At 70.6% G+C, this 17,021-nt stretch carries 16 protein-coding genes; 9 read left to right on the top strand and 7 right to left on the bottom strand.

Annotated features, from left to right (window positions below; translation table 11 throughout):
* Positions 1 to 33: 33 nt before the first annotated feature.
* Positions 34 to 1,248 (bottom strand): acetyl-CoA C-acetyltransferase, encoded by a 1,215-nt coding sequence (locus ABIB16_RS09715; RefSeq protein ID WP_036336657.1) that lies wholly within the window; start codon positions 1,246 to 1,248, stop codon positions 34 to 36.
* A 45-nt stretch (positions 1,249 to 1,293) separates the two neighbouring features.
* Positions 1,294 to 2,973: a long-chain-fatty-acid--CoA ligase gene (locus ABIB16_RS09710; protein WP_061866815.1), complete on the bottom strand. Its 1,680-nt coding sequence runs from the start codon at positions 2,971 to 2,973 to the stop codon at positions 1,294 to 1,296.
* 218 nt (positions 2,974 to 3,191) lie between these two features.
* Here ABIB16_RS09710 and ABIB16_RS09705 point away from each other — a divergent pair, with 218 nt between their 5' ends.
* The 3 genes from ABIB16_RS09705 to ABIB16_RS09695 all read left to right on the top strand — a co-directional run bounded on the left by ABIB16_RS09705 (position 3,192) and on the right by ABIB16_RS09695 (position 7,219).
* A complete protein-coding gene (locus ABIB16_RS09705) occupies positions 3,192 to 3,797 on the top strand; it encodes a TetR/AcrR family transcriptional regulator (RefSeq protein WP_061866814.1) in 606 nt (201 codons plus the stop codon).
* Positions 3,798 to 4,027: 230 nt separating this feature from the next.
* The gene (locus ABIB16_RS09700) at positions 4,028 to 4,594 is read left to right on the top strand and encodes a DinB family protein (protein WP_206451682.1); all 567 of its coding nucleotides are present in this window, start codon (positions 4,028 to 4,030) and stop codon (positions 4,592 to 4,594) included.
* A 93-nt stretch (positions 4,595 to 4,687) separates the two neighbouring features.
* Entirely contained in the window at positions 4,688 to 7,219 is a 2,532-nt protein-coding gene (locus ABIB16_RS09695) for an HAD-IC family P-type ATPase (protein ID WP_354436244.1), read from the top strand.
* A gap of 6 nt (positions 7,220 to 7,225) precedes the next feature.
* On the opposite strand, the gene ABIB16_RS09690 is transcribed toward ABIB16_RS09695, so the two are convergent.
* Entirely contained in the window at positions 7,226 to 8,047 is an 822-nt protein-coding gene (locus ABIB16_RS09690) for a hypothetical protein (protein WP_354436243.1), read from the bottom strand.
* A 125-nt stretch (positions 8,048 to 8,172) separates the two neighbouring features.
* Between ABIB16_RS09690 and ABIB16_RS09685 the strand changes: the two genes are divergently transcribed.
* Entirely contained in the window at positions 8,173 to 8,625 is a 453-nt protein-coding gene (locus ABIB16_RS09685; RefSeq protein WP_010080066.1) for an acyl-CoA thioesterase, read from the top strand.
* 97 nt (positions 8,626 to 8,722) lie between these two features.
* Here ABIB16_RS09685 and ABIB16_RS09680 read toward each other — a convergent pair whose 3' ends face one another.
* Genes ABIB16_RS09680 through ABIB16_RS09670 form a run of 3 tightly spaced genes read right to left on the bottom strand, consistent with a single transcriptional unit; the run spans position 8,723 to position 10,781 of the window.
* Positions 8,723 to 9,358 (bottom strand): energy-coupling factor transporter transmembrane component T family protein, encoded by a 636-nt coding sequence (locus ABIB16_RS09680; protein ID WP_354436242.1) that lies wholly within the window; start codon positions 9,356 to 9,358, stop codon positions 8,723 to 8,725.
* Positions 9,358 to 10,119 (bottom strand): energy-coupling factor ABC transporter ATP-binding protein, encoded by a 762-nt coding sequence (locus ABIB16_RS09675; RefSeq protein WP_354436241.1) that lies wholly within the window; start codon positions 10,117 to 10,119, stop codon positions 9,358 to 9,360. The genes ABIB16_RS09680 and ABIB16_RS09675 overlap by 1 nt, the downstream gene beginning before the upstream one ends.
* On the bottom strand, positions 10,116 to 10,781 hold the full coding sequence (locus ABIB16_RS09670; RefSeq protein ID WP_101963387.1) for a biotin transporter BioY: 666 nt from the start codon (positions 10,779 to 10,781) through the stop codon (positions 10,116 to 10,118). Before ABIB16_RS09670 ends, ABIB16_RS09675 begins: the two co-directional genes overlap by 4 nt.
* A gap of 302 nt (positions 10,782 to 11,083) precedes the next feature.
* On the opposite strand from ABIB16_RS09670, the gene ABIB16_RS09665 reads away from it, so the two are divergent.
* From ABIB16_RS09665 to ABIB16_RS09645, 5 genes are all read left to right on the top strand, one after another.
* A complete protein-coding gene (locus ABIB16_RS09665) occupies positions 11,084 to 11,500 on the top strand; it encodes an SUMF1/EgtB/PvdO family nonheme iron enzyme (protein ID WP_227448837.1) in 417 nt (138 codons plus the stop codon).
* Between the two features lie 112 nt (positions 11,501 to 11,612).
* Positions 11,613 to 13,049, top strand: coding sequence for a mercury(II) reductase (gene merA / locus ABIB16_RS09660; RefSeq protein WP_354436240.1), 1,437 nt, complete (start codon positions 11,613 to 11,615; stop codon positions 13,047 to 13,049).
* A gap of 59 nt (positions 13,050 to 13,108) precedes the next feature.
* The gene (gene merB, locus ABIB16_RS09655; RefSeq protein ID WP_036336638.1) at positions 13,109 to 13,771 is read left to right on the top strand and encodes an organomercurial lyase MerB; all 663 of its coding nucleotides are present in this window, start codon (positions 13,109 to 13,111) and stop codon (positions 13,769 to 13,771) included.
* 163 nt (positions 13,772 to 13,934) lie between these two features.
* Positions 13,935 to 15,305, top strand: coding sequence for a dihydrolipoyl dehydrogenase family protein (locus tag ABIB16_RS09650; RefSeq protein WP_036336637.1), 1,371 nt, complete (start codon positions 13,935 to 13,937; stop codon positions 15,303 to 15,305).
* A 122-nt stretch (positions 15,306 to 15,427) separates the two neighbouring features.
* Positions 15,428 to 15,817, top strand: a complete 390-nt coding sequence (locus tag ABIB16_RS09645) for a heavy metal-responsive transcriptional regulator (RefSeq protein ID WP_036334145.1) — start codon at positions 15,428 to 15,430, stop codon at positions 15,815 to 15,817.
* A gap of 545 nt (positions 15,818 to 16,362) precedes the next feature.
* On the opposite strand, the gene ABIB16_RS09640 is transcribed toward ABIB16_RS09645, so the two are convergent.
* Positions 16,363 to 17,021 (bottom strand): IS3 family transposase (locus tag ABIB16_RS09640; RefSeq protein ID WP_354436239.1); only part of this gene is annotated, 659 nt, incomplete at its 5' end.

Genomic DNA, 17,021 nt, shown 5'->3' with positions numbered 1-17,021 from the left:
CTGCCGTGCTGGTCGGTCGGGTGGGTGGGGCGCTCAGACGCGCTCGACGATCGTGGCGACGCCCATGCCGGCGCCGATGCAGAGCGTGGCGATGCCGGTCCGCAGGTCGCGCCGCTCGAGTTCGTCCACGAGGGTGCCGAGGATCATGGCGCCGGTGGCCCCCAGGGGGTGGCCCATGGCGATCGCGCCGCCGTTGACGTTGGTCTGCTCCTCGGTCCAGCCCATCTCCTTCATCAGCAGCAGCGGCACGGCCGCGAACGCCTCGTTGATCTCCACGAGGTCGATGTCCGCGGCGGTCATGCCGGCCACCTCGAGGGCCTTGCGGCACGCCGGGGTGGGGCCGGTGAGCATGATGGTGGGCTCGGAGCCGACGACGGCGGCGGAGACGATCCGGGCCCGCGGACTCATCCCGGCCCGCCGGCCGGCCTCCTCGGAGCCGATCAGCGTCAGCGCGGCGCCGTCGACGATGCCCGAGGAGTTGCCGGGGTGGTGCAGGTGCTCGATCCCCGCCAGCGAGCTGTACTTCTCCAGCGCCACGGCGTCGAAGCCCGCCTCCCGGCCCAGCGCCTCGAAGGAGGGCTTGAGCGTGGCCAGGGTCTCCACGGACGAGTCGGGGCGGATGGTCTCGTCCCGGTCCAGCACGGTCATCCCGTTCATGTCCGTCACCGGGACCACGGAGCGGGCGAACCGGCCCTCCTGCCACGCCGCCGCAGCACGGCGGTGGCTCTGCGCGGCGAAGCGGTCCAGCTCTGCGCGGCTGAATCCCTCACGGGTGGCGATCAGGTCCGCGGAGACGCCCTGCGGGACGAAGTCGGTGGCCAGGGAGGTGGCCGGGTCCATGGCCCACGCGCCGCCGTCGGAGCCCATGGGCACGCGGGACATGGACTCCACGCCGCCGGCCACGAGCAGAGACTCCCAGCCGGAGCGGATGCGGGCGGCGGCCTGGTTCACGGCCTCGAGCCCGGAGGCGCAGAACCGGTTCAGCTGCACGCCGGCCACGGTCTGCGGCAGGCCCGCCTTGAGGGCGGCCACCCGGGGCAGGACCGCGCCCTGGTCGCCCACCGGGCTGACGCAGCCGAGGATCATGTCCTCGATGTCGGCGGGGTCGAGCCCCTCATGGCGGTCGCGCAGCGCGTGGGTCAGGCCGACGACGAGGTCGATCGGCTTGACCTCGTGGAGGGAGCCGGAGGGCTTGCCGGCACCGCGCGGCGTGCGGAGGGCGTCGTAGAGGAAGGCGTCCTGGGTCACGGGGTCTCCTGGGGTCGGGGTGGGTCTGGGGAGGTGGCGGGCCGCTCAGCGGCCGGAGGTGAGGGCGTCGGCGTAGTCGGCGCGCAGCTTGCGCTTGTTGACCTTCCCGACGCCGGTCCGGTCGATCTCCGTCACGAAGCGGACCTCGTCCGGCAGCTGCCAGGTGGCGAAGCGCTCGGCGAGTGCGGCGAGGACGGCGTCCTGGTCGACGTCGGAGTCCTCGTCCCGCACCACGAGGGCCAGAGGACGCTCCTCCCACTGGGGGTGGGGGACGCCGATCACGGCGGCGTCGCGGACCCCGGGGACGGTCATGATGTGGTTCTCCAGGTCGATCGAGGAGATCCACTCGCCACCGGACTTGACCACGTCCTTCAGGCGGTCGGTGACCTTGAGGTAGCCCTCCGGGGAGAGGTAGCCCAGGTCCCCGGAGCGCCAGTAGCCCTCGTCGTCGAAGCCGGCCTCGGTGGCCTCGGCGTTGTCCGCGTAGGAGGTGGTCACCCAGGGCCCGCGCAGGCGGATCTCGCCCACGTTCTCCTCGCCGGGCGGCAGCAGCTCGCCCAGGGGGTCGGTGATCTTCACGTCCACCCCGACGACGACGAGGCCCTGGAACCGCTTGAGGTTCCACCGCTCATCCTCGGAAAGGGTGTCCATGAGGCTCGGCTTCATGCGGTTGAGGGAGACGATGGGCGAGGTCTCCGTGGCCCCGTAGGCGTGGATGACCTCCGCGCCGGTGAGCTCGTCGAAGCCGCGCATCATGGCCACGGGGGGCTCGGTCGCGCCGCACAGCAGGCGCACGCCGTCCATCCGTGGGGGCGTCTCGAGGGTGCGGAGGTGGTGGAGCATCGGCATGAGGATCGCGGGGGCTGCCGGGGCCACGGTGACGCCATGGTCCACGAGGGTGGAGGTCAGCCACGGGGTGTCCGTGAGGTTGAACCGGCCCGGCAGCACCAGGCGCGCGCCCACGGCGACGGCGGCGAACGGCAGGCCCCAGCACTGCGCGTGGAACATGGGGGTCAGCAGCAGGGCGGTGTCCGCCATGGTCATGCCCAGGGTGGACACCACGGCGTGCGCGTGCAGCCAGGTGGCCCGGTGCGAGTAGAAGACGCCCTTGGGACGGCCGGTGGTGCCCGTGGTGTAGCAGGCGCCGGAGGCGGAGCGCTCACTCACGTTCGGCAGGTCCGCTGTCTCGAGCGGCTCCTGCCCGTCGAGGAGGGCCTCGTAGGAGAGGACGTCGCCGCGACCGGCCCAGTCGGCGGGGAGCTCGCCGTCGCCGGCCACGATCCAGCGGATGCCCCCGGGCAGGTGCGGTTCGAGCGCGGCGGCGAGCTCCAGGAGGGTCTCGTCCACGACGATCGTCCCCACCTGCGCGTGGGTGATCACGTAGGCCAGGTCCGTGGGCGCCAGGCGCAGATTGAGCTGCACCATGGTCGCGCCCAGCAGCGGGACGGAGAAGTAGGACTCGAGGTGGCGGACGTCGTTCCACAGCAGCAGGCCGACCCGGTCCCCCGGCCCGACGCCCTCGGCGCGCAGGGCCGCGGCCATGCGGCGCACCCGCTCCCACACGGCCGCGTAGGTGGTCTGCCACCGGGAGCCGCCGCCGCGGGTGTGGATGATCTGCTGATCCCCGAAGGTCCGGGCGGCGTCCCGCAGGAGGCGAGTGGTGGTGAGCTGCTCGTCGTCGCCCATGGTGGACGGGGTGCCGAGGACGGTGTCGGTGGTCTGCATGGGTCCCCCTGGGAGGTGTGGTGGTCGCGGAGGCGGGCGGCAGTCGTCTGTGACATGCCTCACTGAGCTGATGTTGCACACTCAAGCACGATGTTGCACTAGCGTGCAAGAAGGGTGCGGGGGGCGTTTCGATCCCTGCCGTAGGGTTCAGCGAGCCCCCGCATCCTCATCTCCCGACCACGGGCCATCCCATCCGCCGACCCAGCCCCGAGGACCCGATGAACACCCCCCTGCCCTTCGATCAGGACGATCTCTCCTCCCCCGCGCGCCTGCGCCTGGCGGCCCTCGAGCTGTATGCCGAGCGGGGGGTCGAGATGGCCAGCGTCCGCGAGATAGCGCAACGGGCCGGCGTCGCCCCCGGGCTGGTGCGGCACCACTTCGGCAGCAAGGCGGGGCTGACCCGCGCCGTCGACGACGACGTGCTGCGCCTGATCGCCGCGACCCTCGACGAGGTCCCGCTCGTGGGCACCCCACAGGTGGTGTCCGCGGCCCGCGACGCGGCGTTCGCGGACCTGCTGGCCGACCACCCGGTGGTGGGGGCCTACGTGCGCCGCTCGCTGCTGGAGGCCGGCGGGGAGACCGAGTCCCTGCTGGAGCGCCTCGTGGACCTGACCACGGAACAGACCGAGCGCCTGCGCCGGTCCGGCTTCGCCCCGCGGCGCAGCATGCCGACGTCCGTGTTCGGCACCGTCATCCGGCAGATGGGGCACCTGATGGTCGACCCGTCGGCGGACCGCATCTGGCGCCGGATCGCCGAGACCCAGGAGGGCGCCGCCGAGCAGGCGAGCCCGCGGGTGCGACTCGTGGTCGATCCGCCGCGGTGAGCAGGATCGCCTCCGACCGCGAGGGCGTCATGCACCTCGTCCGCCAGGCCGACGACGCCGGCCCGCCCGTTCCGGGAACGCCTGCGGTCGGTATGGGCGCACTTTTCAGGCTCAAAGCGACCGCACGCGTTCCAGGTCCGCCACCTCACCCGCCCCCGGCCGCCCGCGCCCCCGCCCCCGGACGCGCCGTTTCCCGAACGACAACGCGGGTGGGGCGTAGCCTGGCCGCCATGACCACCGTGTTCTACGACGACCAGGGCCGCCCCGAGCCGCCCTTCGCCGCGGGCGAGGCTGCCACCCTGCTGGGCTTCCTCGACTTCCTGCGCGCCACGATCGAGTGGAAGACGGCGGACCTGGACACGGCGGCGCTGCACCGCCGGCTGCCGGGGCACCCGTCCGCGATGACGCTCGGCGGCCTGCTCAAGCACCTCGCGTTCGTCGAGTTCTGGTGGTTCGAGGCCGTCGCCCTCGGCGAGCCCACCTCGGCGCCCTGGGTGGGAGCGGACTTCGACGCCGACCCCGACTGGGACTGGCACAGCGCGGCGCAGGACTCCGCGGCGGACCTGCGCGCCCTCTGGCAGGGCCAGGTGGAGCGGTCCCGGCAGATCGTGGTGGACCTGCTCGCGGCGGACGGCGACGACGGTGCCGCAGCCCTGGCCCGCGCCCACCGGATCCGGGAGGGGCGGGACCCGGTCTCGCTGCGGTGGATCCTCACCCACATGATCGAGGAGTACGGCCGCCACGCCGGCCACGCCGACCTGCTGCGCGAGGGGATCGACGGCCAGGCCGGCGAGTGAGCCCGCCCCACCCGCAGTCCCGCCCACGGTCGCACCCGGGTTCATCCCCACGTCGGATGCCCGGCCCCGCGCCGGCTGGGTAGATTCTGTGCCATGGCCTCCCCCTCCCCTGCGTCCGCGCACCCGTCCGCCCCCGAGAGCGGGACGGGCCTGGGGTTCACCGGCGCGGCGGGGATCACCGGGCTCACCGCCGCCGAGGTCGCCGAGCGGGAGGCCGCGGGCCTGGTCAACGTGCAGTCGCGGGACACGTCCCGCTCGCTGGGTCAGATCCTGCGCGTGCACGTGTTCACGCTGTTCAACCTGGCGATCGCGCTGTGCGCCGTCGTCGTGATCCTGATGGGCCGCTGGCTGGACCTGCTGTTCTCGCTGGCGGCCGTGGCCAACGTGGTGATCGGCGTGGTCCAGGAGTACTCGGCCAAGCGGAAGCTGGACCGGATCGCGCTGCTGCACCAGGACGACGTCGTCGTCATCCGGGACGGGGCGCGCGTGCCCCTGCCGATGGCGCAGATCGTGCGGGACGACGTCGTGGTGCTGCGCCGCGGCGACCAGGTGCCCGTGGACGGCGAGGTCCTCGTCTCGGACGGCCTGGACATGGACGAGGCGCTGCTCACCGGCGAGAACGACCCCGTGCCCAAGACCCCCGGGGACGCCGTGCTCTCGGGCTCGGCCGTCGTGGCCGGCGCGGGCCTGGTGCGCGCGACGGCGGTGGGCTCGGCCTCGCACGCCGCCCGGCTGAGCGCCGAGGCCCGCCGCTACTCCGCCATCCACTCGGAGCTGCGCGGCGCCCTGGAGAAGGTGGCCCGCTGGCTGACGATCGCCCTGGTGCCGATCATCGCGGTGATCGTGCACGGTCAGATGACGGCCGTCGGCGGCTGGTCCCTCGCCCTCTCCCAGCCGCGCGAGGCCGCCCTGGAGCCCGCGCTGATCGCGTCCGTGGCGGCGGTGACCAGCATGATCCCGCAGGGCCTGGCGCTCATGACGACCATCGCGTTCGCCGTGGCCGCGCTCAAGCTGGCCCAGCAGGAGGTCCTCATCCAGGAGCAGCCCGCCGTGGAGGTCCTGGCCCGCGTGGACACCGTCTGCCTGGACAAGACCGGCACCCTCACCGAGGGCGGCGTCCGGTTCGACCGGCTCACCGCGCCCGCCTCGGCAGACGCGTCCCCGGACGCCCACGACGACGGCGCCCCGGCCGAGGTCGGCGATGGGCCTCGGGCCGTGCTCGCCTGGTTCGGCGCGGACCCGGACGTGAACCCCACCGCGGCGGCCCTGCGCGAGCCCTTCACGGCCGTCCCGGCGGTGGACCCCGTGGCCCAGGTGGCGTTCTCCTCCGCGCGCCGGTGGTCGGCGGTCGCGTTCGGCCCCGAGGCCGGGGCGGCGGCCGGCACGTGGCTGCTCGGTGCGCCCGAGGCTCTCGTGGACGAGTGGCACCTCGGCCCCGATGCCGCCGAGGCCGTCCGCGCCCAGGTCCACGCCGACGCGGACGCCGGCCGCCGCGTGCTGCTGCTGGCCCGCACGGACGAGCCCCTGATCGGGGAGGCGCTGCCCGCCGGAGGCGTCCCGGTCGCCGTCGTGACGTTCCGCGAGAACGTGCGCCCGGACGCCGCCGAGACCCTCGACTACTTCCACGCCCAGGGCGTGCGGACCGTGGTGATCTCCGGGGACAGCCCGCGCACCGTGGCCGCCGTGGCCCGCGAGGTGGGCCTCGAGGTGGCGGGCCAGGCCTACGACGGGCGCACCCTGCCGGACGAGCCCGGGGAGCTCGCCGCCGTGATGGCCGAGCACGACGTGTTCGGCCGCGTCAGCCCGGACCAGAAGAAGGCGATGGTGCAGGCGCTGCAGTCGCGCGGGCACGTGGTGGCCATGACCGGCGACGGCGTGAACGACGCCCTGGCCCTGAAGACCGCGGACCTGGGCATCGCCATGGGCAACGCGGCCCCGGCCACCAAGGCGGTGTCCCGGATGGTGCTGCTGGACGGGCGCTTCGACCGCCTGCCGCGCGTGCTCGGCGAGGGCCGCCAGGTGATCGCGAACATGGAGCGGCTCGCCCACATCTACCTGACGAAGACGACGTACGCGCTGCTGTTCGGCGTGGTGTTCTCCCTGTTCGCGTGGCAGTTCCCGCTGCTGCCGCGGCAGGCCTCCACCGTGGACTTCATCATGATCGGCGCGCCCACGTTCTTCCTCGCCCTGCTGCCGAACCCGCGCCGCTATGTGCCCGGCTTCCTGGGGCGGGCGCTGCGGTTCGCGATCCCCTCCGGCGCGGTGATCCTGCTGTCCATGGTGGCCTTGCAGACGTACGTGCGCCTCACCGCCGGCGACGTCGACCTGGCCCGCCAGCAGGCCGCGTTCATGATCACCCTGACCCTGCTGGGCCTGTGGGTGCTCAGCGTGATGTCCCGGCCGCTGAGCGCGCGCGTGGTGGTCCTCATCCTGGCGATGTACGCGGTGCTGGCCGCCGTCGTGCTGGTGCCGGCCTCCCGCTGGTACCACCGGATGGAGGTCCCGCCCACGGACGTGCTCGTGGCCGCGCTGGTGGTCGCCGCGCTCGGGTGCGGACTGATCGAGGTCATCCACCAGGTGCACCGCCGGCACGTGGCGAGGGTGCTGGCCGCCGCGGGGGCCTGAGACCCCTCAGCGGCGGGCGCGACGCACGGCGGCCCGGTAGTCGAGCCACGTCCACACCAGCACGACGACGGCGACCAACAGGTACGCGACGTCCCACGCGCTGAGCCGCTCCCCGGCCACCACGCCCGGGAGACGGGTGGCCAGGATGAGCAGCACGAGCGCGGTGACCGCCCAGGCCCGCCGGCGGGGCGCGGCGACCCGGTCCTTGCGGAAGCCCACGGCGTACGACTCCGGGGAGCCGAGCTCCTCGGCCAGCGGGCGCCCGGCCGCGGCCCCGCGGGCCCGCGCGTCACGGACGATCTCGGCCACCCGCGCGTCGGGCAGGTCCTTGCGCAGCCGCAGGACGCCGGCGAGGCGGCGGGCCCAGGCGTCGTCGTCGAGGGCGGCGGGGGGCTCCCCCACGGGCCGGCGGGCCGCCGGGAGCAGCCGGTGCGCGAGCCAGGCGAGGCCCGCGCAGACCGGGGCGACGGCGAGCAGCCAGAACGTGCTCCCGGTGAACAGGTGCGTCGGCGCGTTCACCTCCACGAGCCACCAGGCGAGCACCAGCACGAAGGCCAGGAGGGCGCCGCCGGCCACCAGCGTGGCGGCCAGCCGCGGGACGCGGACGAGGAGCCGCTCCCAGAGGACCATCACCGCCACCCCGGCCACGCCCATGAGCACCGGGGCCAGCAGCAGCCCCCACGTGTAGTCGGTGGTGAGCCCGTCCCGGAGCAGCCAGACCAGGCAGAACAGGACGGCGATGCCGGCGGCGACCGTGAAGCCGACCACCGGCACATCGCGCCAGGTGGCGTCGGGTGCGGCGGGGTCGGGGTGGGGGCGGATGGTCATCGGTCGGGTCCCTCCTGTGTGCTCCGTTGCGGATCCCTTCCGGCGACCCTACGGCCCGGTCGAGCACGTCTGCGCATCGGGCGCCCTCCCTCGTGCCGGCGTCGCCGTCGCTCTACCGTTGAGCCATGGACTCCACGCTCTTCACCCGTTCGGCCGACCGCGCCGCCCACGACGACGTCAACTTCCGCACCCGCAAGTGGGTCAAGCCGGAGGACCTCAACGCGAACAACACCCTCTTCGGCGGCTCGCTGCTGCGCTGGGTCGACGAGGAGGCGGCCATCTACGCGACCCTGCAGCTGGGCAACCCGCGGTGCGTGACGAAGCTGATCTCGGAGATCAACTTCCTGGCCTCGGCGAAGCAGGGCGACATGATCGAGATGGGCCTGCGCGCCACCGAGTTCGGGCGCACGTCCCTGACCATGCGGGCGAAGGTGCGGAACATCGTGACCGGCGAGATGATCCTGACCATCGACAAGATCGTGTTCGTGTCCCTGGGCGAGGACGGCAAGCCCGTGCCCCACGGCTTCACCGAGATCACCTACGACCGCGACCGTCTGCCCCTGGACGGCCCCCTCTGAGCCGGCCCGCCACCCCACGCGGTCCGGGGGCGGAACTCGGGGATCCCCACCCCGAATACCGCCGAGTTCCGCCCCCAACGCGGAAGGGCGGGCAGCTCTAGTCGATGCCGCGGGCGGCCAGGGCGTCCCCGACGTCGTCCGCGTGCTTGAAGCTGAGCACCAGCAGCGGCAGCGCCCAGGCCCACGGCGCCATCCGCACCCCGCGGGCGGCCTGCGCATGCCGGATCTGCTCGGCCAGCGCCCGCAGGTGGCCGATCGAGGAGAGCACCAGGCCCATCGCCAGGCCCACGCGGTCGGCGCGGAACCCCGCCCGCGCCAGGCGCGGCCCCGCCCACGGGATCCGCTCGACCGGCCGCAGCACCGCCTCGGCCACCCCGGTCATGTCCGCGATCCGGGTGGTGCGCGTCAACACCTGCGCGGTGAGCACGAGCCCGAGCACGCGCGCCACCATGAGTCCGGCCGCGAACGCGTCGGTGAAGATCCACTGCGCCGCGAACAGGACCACGTAGAACAGCCACAGGGCGCGCAGGTCGGAGGCGATCATCGCCGCCCCGCGCCGCAGCCCGAAGCCCACGAGATACGCGGTCACGGCACCCACGACGGCGGCGCCCGCCGTCCACAGGGACAGCGGCAGCAGGGTCAGGGCCAGCACCCACACCGCGAACAGGCCCGTCTTGAGGCCGGCGCGGGCGCGGTGCAGGGGCGAGTCGCCGCGGATGTACAGGGAGAGCATCAGCGCAGCTCCGCCGCCACGGCGTGGTCCAGGAAGCGCTCGTACGCCTCGACCACGTCCTCGGCCGGGCCGGTCCGCTCCACACGGCCGCCGTGGATCCACACGGCCTCGTCGCACGCACGGGCCAGCTCGAGGTCGTGGGTCACCAGCAGCAGCTGGAACCCGTCCGGGGCCGAGGGGTCGGCGGCCAGCAGCCGGTCGGCCACGATCCACCGGTGCCGGCCGTCCAGCAGGGAAGTCGGCTCGTCGGCGATCACCAGGGACGGCCCGGCGGTCATCACCGAGCACATCGCCAGCCGCTGCGCCTGTCCCGAGGACAGGGACAGGCACGCCCGGTCCGCGAGCGCGGTGAGCCGGTGCTCCTCAAGCGCCGCGGCCACGCGCGCGGCGACGTCGTCCTTGGTCAGGCGGCGGCCGGCGTCGTCCCGGAGCGACTTCACGGTCAGCTCCACGTCCTCCCGGACGGTGGGCATGACCATCTGCGCGGCCGGGTCCGCGAACACGAAGCCGACGGTGCGGCGCAGCGCCTTCACGTCCCGGACGGCGTCCACCCCGTGCACGGTCACCTCCCCGGCGACGACGTCGGCCAGCCCGGCGATCGCGCGGGCCAGCGTGGACTTGCCGGAGCCGTTCTCCCCGATCACCGCCACACGCGGGGCGGTGAGGGTGAGGTCCACGCCGTCGAGGAGCACGACGACGCCCTCGGGGCCGTCGGCCTCGACGCGGACGCCCGTGAGGGTGACGGAACGGTCCGCGCTCATCGGAAGGCGCGGGGGTAGGCCTTCCACAGGCCGACGACGAGGATGACGGCCACGACGAGCTTGATCAGGTCACCGGGCACGAACGGGGCCATGGAGAGGACGGCGGCGCCGAACTCCATCCCGGCGATCCCCACGAAGCCGAGCACGCCGAAGAAGTAGACCATCACGACGCCGCCGATCAGCCCGGCGACGGCCGCCCCGAGCGCGACCCGTCCGGCACCGAGGCCGGGGCGGGCCCGGGAGGTGAGGGCCCAGAAGATCAGGCCGACGATCAGCGCGGACGGGATCCAGCCGAGGATGAAGCCGGCCGTCGGGCCGGCGAACACGCCCAGGCCGCCCCGGCCGCCGCTGAGCAGCGGCAGGCCGAGCGCCACGAGGCCGGCGAACAGCGCCATCGAGGCGGCCCCGCGCCACGGGCCGAGGATCACGCCGGCCAGGATCACGGCGATGTTCTGCAGCACGATCGGGGCGGGCACACCGGCGACGGCGATCGGCGGCACCAGACCGAGGACGGCCATCAACGCGGTCATGACGGCGATGCGCGCGAGGCTGCCGCCGGCGGAACCGCGACGGGGGCGGCCGGCGTCGGCGGGGCGGTCCGCCGTCGTGGTGGCCGCGGGGCGGACGTGGCCGTCGTGGGACGAGGGCACGGAAGTGCTCATGGAGGGACTCCTGGTGCGGAAGCGAGTGCGAGGGGGCGCTCAGCCGAGGCGCGGGGCGCATGGCGAGTGCCCGACGGGCTGAACAGTGTTCAGGAGTCTACTGCAGGGGCGAGGTGGTCAACGCTGACCCTGGGATGGACTCTGCACTGAGGTGCCGGGATGCAGCTGTCGAGATGCAGCGAAGATTTCACAAACGCGCAAATATGTTTCATGCGACCATGAGTCACTTAGGTATTGACATTTGAACCTTGATCGACTAGGGGTCATAGTTCTCCAGTCAGCCCGTGTGCGACGCTGACACCATGAACCAGCCCTCCATGGCCACCCTGTCTTCGGGAAAAATCACCCTGCGCGACGCCCGCCGCGGGACCACACGGGATGTGGAACTGGAGCCCTTCGAGATGGCAGTGCACCCCCTCCATGACCGGAGCACCGGACGCCCGCTCACGCCTCTGACATGGTTCGAGACCATCAACCTCTGCAACGAGCTATCCAATGCCGAAGAGCTGCAGCCGGCCTACACGCGTGCTGGGGACGGACGCTCCGTTACCTGGAACACGAGCGCTGACGGGTACCGATTGCCCACCGAGGCCGAGTGGGAGTACGCCTGCCGCGCCGGAACGACCTCGCCCGCCTACGGGCCGCTTGAAGACATCGCCTGGACCGGCCTCGACCACCTCGAGGGCCCCCAGCCCGTCGTCCGTTCAGAGAACCCTTGACCTTCCCCCGTAGGGGAAGGTGCAGACTGAAGATCAACCACTGGAAAACCAGCCATCAGCTTCTGCCGTCACGCAATGAACCGGTGCCCGATGGCAGTGTAGGGAGATTCGCATGAACGAGGCAGTACCGCATTTCGATCTGGCGATCATCGGTTCCGGTGGTGGCGCGTTCGCTGCCGCGATCAGGGCAACGAACCTCGACAAACGGGTCGTCATGATCGAACGCGGGACCGTGGGCGGGACCTGCGTGAACACCGGATGCATCCCCTCCAAGGCTCTGCTCGCCGCAGCCGAGGCACGCCACACCGCCCAGGACGCCGGCAGGTTCCCCGGCCTCACCGCCACCGCGGGACCCGTGGACATGGAAGCACTCATCGCGGGAAAGCGCGCCTTGGTGGAGAACGTGCGCTCCGATAAGTACGTGGACCTCGTCGCGGACTACGGGTGGGAGCTGCGCCACGGCAATGCTGTATTCACCGGCACCGCCGCGGACCCTGCGCTGGAGGTCACCGCGCAGGACGGGACCAGGGAGACGATCACGGCCGCCCACTATCTGGTCGCGACCGGCTCCACCCCGTGGGCCGCACCGATCAATGGTCTGGACACGGTCGATTACCTGACATCGACCACGGCCATGGAACTCGACGAGGTACCCGAGTCCTTGCTGGTCATCGGCGGCGGGTACGTCGCCCTGGAACAGGCCCAACTCTTCGCCCGCCTCGGCTCGAAGGTCACCATGCTGGTGCGCTCTCGCCTGGCATCGGGTGAGGAACCCGAAGCATCCAGGGCATTGATGAGCGTCTTCGCCAACGAGGGCATCCGGGTCATCCGCCGCTCCACCGTCTCCTCCATCACCCAGGACACGGACGGCGGCATTGCCGCCCAGGCCGACATCGCCGGCGGGCGCGAAACCCTCCGGGCCTCCAAGGTCCTCATCGCCACGGGTCGGCGCCCGGTCACCGACGGGCTAAACCTGGCCGGGGTGAGCGTGAAGACCGGGGACAAGGGGGAAGTCGTCGTCGAGAACACCCTGGTGAGCTCTAACCCACGCGTTTGGGCTGCGGGGGACGTGACCGGGCACCCCGAATACGTGTACGTCGCCGCATCCCACGGCACCCTGATGGTCGACAACGCCTTCAGCGACGCCGGCCGCGCCGTGGACTACAGCCACCTGCCCCGCGTCACGTTCACCAGCCCTAACCTCGCGGTTGTCGGCATGACCGACAAGCAGGCAAGAGACGCCGGGATCAGGTGCGAATGCCGGGTTGTACCGCTGGAATACATACCCCGCGCCGTGGTGAACCGGGACACCCGCGGATTCATCAAGATGGTCGCAGACGCCGACACCGGCAGGATCGTCGGTATCACCGCCGTCGCGAAGGAAGCCGGCGACCTCGCTGCAACAGGCGTGTACATCCTGCAGGCCGGGATGACCGTCGATCAGGTCGCGAACCTCTGGAGCCCGTACCTGACCATGGCCGAGGGCATCAAGATCGTTGCCCAGTCCTTCAAGACGGATGTCTCCAAACTTTCCTGCTGCGCCGCCTGAACACCTGAACCACCGATCGCCGAACACTGACACACCATGCCTTGAAAGGAACGACCGCGATGAACAACATCAGCGAGGTCACTGACCGGCTTGCGTCCAACGAGACGGGGATGGAGCCCTGGCTGTGGATGCCCCTACTGAAACTCCTCGCCCTGGGCGACCCGGTCGACGTGAGCGACCTCGCCGCGGCGACCGGCCGTGCCGGGGAGGAAGTCCGCACTGCCCTCAAGGCGATGGGCGACACGGAGTACGACGGGTCCGGGCGGATCATCGGGCAGGGCCTGACGCAGCGCCCCACGCAGCACCGGTTCGAGGTAAACGGTGAGCAACTCTACACCTGGTGCGCGCTGGACACCCTGATCTTCCCGACCCTGCTGGGCGCATCCGCGCGTATCGAATCCTCACATCAGGCCACAGGCACCCCGGTACGGGTGGCTGTCACAGCGATGGGTGTCACCAGCGTGGAGCCGGCCACCGCCGTGGTGTCCCTGGTGAACCCGGAGGACATCAGCTCCGTCCGCTCATCGTTCTGCAACCAGGTCCACTTCTTCGCCTCACCCGACGACGCAGCGCCCTGGCTCGAAACCCACCCCGGCGGCACCATCATGCCTGTCAAAGAGGCCTACGAACTCGGATCCTCCATGGCTGAGAAGATGCTCACCCACACACCAGGACCCGCCACCGACCAGGTAAGCAACGGCGTCCAAAGCTGCGCCTGCTGAACCAACCGACCACCCACCACTACCCGCCGGACCACCACTGGCAACTGGAGGGCTTGCACGGGTTCAGTACCGGTGCAGGAGGCGGGCCGGGGCCGGTGCGAGATGTTGACGAAGGACCGGAAAGAGCCGGGAAAGATCCGCTGAATCTGAAGGAGAAATTCTCATGAGTGAACATTTCGATGTTGCCGTCCTCGGTCTGGGCCCAGGCGGGGAGGTCGCGGCCGACCGGCTTCTGAAAGCCGGGAAGAACGTCGTGGTCTTCGAGCGGGAACTAATCGGCGGGGAATGCGCCTACTGGGCGTGTATCCCTTCCAAGACCGTCCTGCGGCCGCCGGAAGCGCGCACGGAAGTTCAACGGGCCGCCGGTGTCTCCGGCGCCGAACTGGACTGGGCTGCCACTGCAAAGTACCGGGACTACATGATCCGGAACCTCGATGACCAGGCACAGGTCGACGGGTACATCAAAGAGGGCGCCGTGGTGATCAAGGACGAAGCTCGGATTACCGGACCGGGCCGGATCCAGGCTGGAGACCGCGAGATCACAGCCGAGCACATCATTATCGCCACCGGCTCCGACGCCGTGATCCCACCGTTGGACGGCATCGACCAGATCACGGCCTGGACGAACCGTGAAACCTACACCACCAGCACGCTCCCCGAGCGGGCGGTCATCATCGGCGGCAGCGCCGTCGGCGTGGAAACCGCGACGTTCCTGGCCCGCTTCGGAGTGGCCATCACCCTGATCCACTGCGGCGAGAGGTTACTGGACCGCGAAGGGCCCCGGGTGGGGGAACTTGCCCACCAGTACCTGCAGGAGGCCGGCATCGACATCCGGCTGGCCACCTCCGCCGTCCAGGCGCGGCGCGAGGGAGCCGACAGCATCATCGAGCTTCAGACACGCGACGGCGATCCAGCCGGTGAGGTGGCAGCAGACGTCGTGATCTTCGGTACCGGCCGCACACCACGCACCGAAGGACTCGGCTTCGAACACGCTGGCGTAACCCTCGGCGACCACGGAGAAATCCAGATCGACGACCACTGCCGCGCCGGCGAAAACACGTGGGCCATCGGCGACGTCACCGGCATCATGCCTTTCACCCACGTCGCGAAGTACCAAGGCCGGATCGCCGCCGACGCCATCCTCGGCCGACCCCACCCGGCCACCTACGACGGCATACCGCGTGTCGTATTCACCGACCCCGAAATCGCCGGCGCCGGACTAACCCAGGAACAGGCAACGAAGCAGGGCATCCGCACCATCGCCACGGAACTGGACCTCGCCGACGCCATCGCCCGACCCTGGACCTACGAGCAGGACCCCCGCGGGCACCTCGGCCTACTCGCCGACGCCGACCGGAAGATCCTCATCGGAGCCTGGGCCGTCGGCCCCATGGCCGGAGAGTGGATCCACCACGCCTCCCTCGCCATCCGCACGCAACTGCCGATCGACACGCTCCTGGACCAGGTCGCCCAATTCCCGACCTACCACGAGGCCTACCAGGTCGCCCTCGAACAACTCGACCTCACCCCCTAACCGGGTCGAGAAACGTACAGGCGGGAGCACGAAGGAATTGGCACACCACAAAGACCCCCATCACCTTCGTGATCTTCCAGCAAAATGGAAGATTACGGAGTCTTTCGAGAACGAGGTGAAGCATGCGTATCGGTGAAGTAGCGGCGGCCTCCGGCGTGACGACCAAGGCCTTGAGGTTTTACGAGGAGCGAGGGCTCCTGCCGCAGGCCGACCGAGCCACCAACGGCTACCGCGACTATCCAGAGGACACGATCGTCAGGCTTGAATTCATCCGGCGCAGCCAAGTTGCCGGCCTCACTCTGGCCGAAATCCTCGACATCCTCCAAATCCGGGATGCTGGCACGGCGCCGTGCGGCCACGTGCGTGATCAGCTTGCCGAGCACCTGACGAACCTGGACAGGCACATCGCCGAACTCACCGCGCTCAGAGAAACCGTTGCCGGCCTTCACGGAACCGCGGCGGCCGGCGACCCCGCTCAGTGCAATGCCGAAGTCATCTGTAGCTACCTTTGATCATCGGCACATCCACAACCAGACGTTTCAACGGAATCACTCAGCGACGACGGACCGCAATCCATAAGCCGCACCGCCGGCAGACGTAAGCCGCGCCATCCGCCAACGCGTGCAACCTGCTCAACGGCAGACGCCGCCCACAGCACGAACAGTGCGCACTGGTGTCGCTGGTTTGGACCATTGTCCATCGTAAGACCGACTCTTCAACCACAGGCCCTCTAGGGCGGGGTCTAGGATTTCACGACAAAACGTTTGTTGCGCCAGGGGTGCCTATGAAACCCGCCGTCAGCCGGACGTAGAACCTGTCGTCTGCGGAAAGCTCAGATCCGATCACCCACCTGATTAGCAGGCCTTAAAGCGTTACAAAAACCACGCCATTTAGCGCTGCGATTCACACCGTCTCTGACGTGATGGTCTCGTGGGCGGGCGGGGCGTGTAAAGGGGTATACCTGCCTGGACGTGCCCCGCAGGGCCCCTGGTGGCCTGTCGGCAGGGAAGCTGCGCTCGGCTCATGGACCAGCGTCCCCCCTCCTGAGCCGCCCCCTTCATTCGGTCCGGACGTTCTGTGAGTCGCCGGTTTCCATTTGATGGGTGCACTGCCGAGCGTACTCGGCTGGGGTTAGGTAGCCGAGCGAGGAGTGCCGGCGGTGGTGGTTGTACTCGTCCTTCCAGTCGCCGATGATGACCTGTGCGTGCAGCAGCGAGTAGAAGCTGTTGATGTTGAGGCACTCGTCGCGGATCCGGCTGTTGAACGACTCGACGTACCCGTTGCGCCACGGCGAGCCCGGAGGGATGTAGGACAGGCCGGTGCGGGTGCCGGCCCAGTCGGCCATCGCCTCGCTGATGAACTCCGGCCCGTTGTCCGACCTGAGCACCGCCGGGGCGCCCCGGGCGGCGACGAGGTCCTCGAGGTGGGCGGTGAGTCGGTCGGCGGTAATCGAGCGCTCCACGAGCCCGCCGATGCACTCCCGGGTGTGTTCGTCGACGATCGAGCAGATCTTGATCGGTCGTCCGTGCTCGTCGGCGTCGAACTGGAAGTCCACCGCCCACACCACGTTCGGCGCGTCCGCCGTCGGCGCGTCGACGGTCGAGGACCCGACGCGCTTGCGTCGACGCCGCTGCGGGACCCGGAGCCCTTCGTCACGCCACAGGCGTTGGATCTTCTTGTGGTTCACCACCCACCCCTCGGCGCGGGCGTCGTGAT

It is taken from the genome of Micrococcus sp. UYEF5, assembly GCF_040546065.1.
GTDB lineage: Bacteria > Actinomycetota > Actinomycetes > Actinomycetales > Micrococcaceae > Micrococcus > Micrococcus luteus.
The sequence above is the reverse complement of the archived record's forward strand: the minus strand, read 5'-3'. Positions and strand labels throughout refer to the sequence as shown.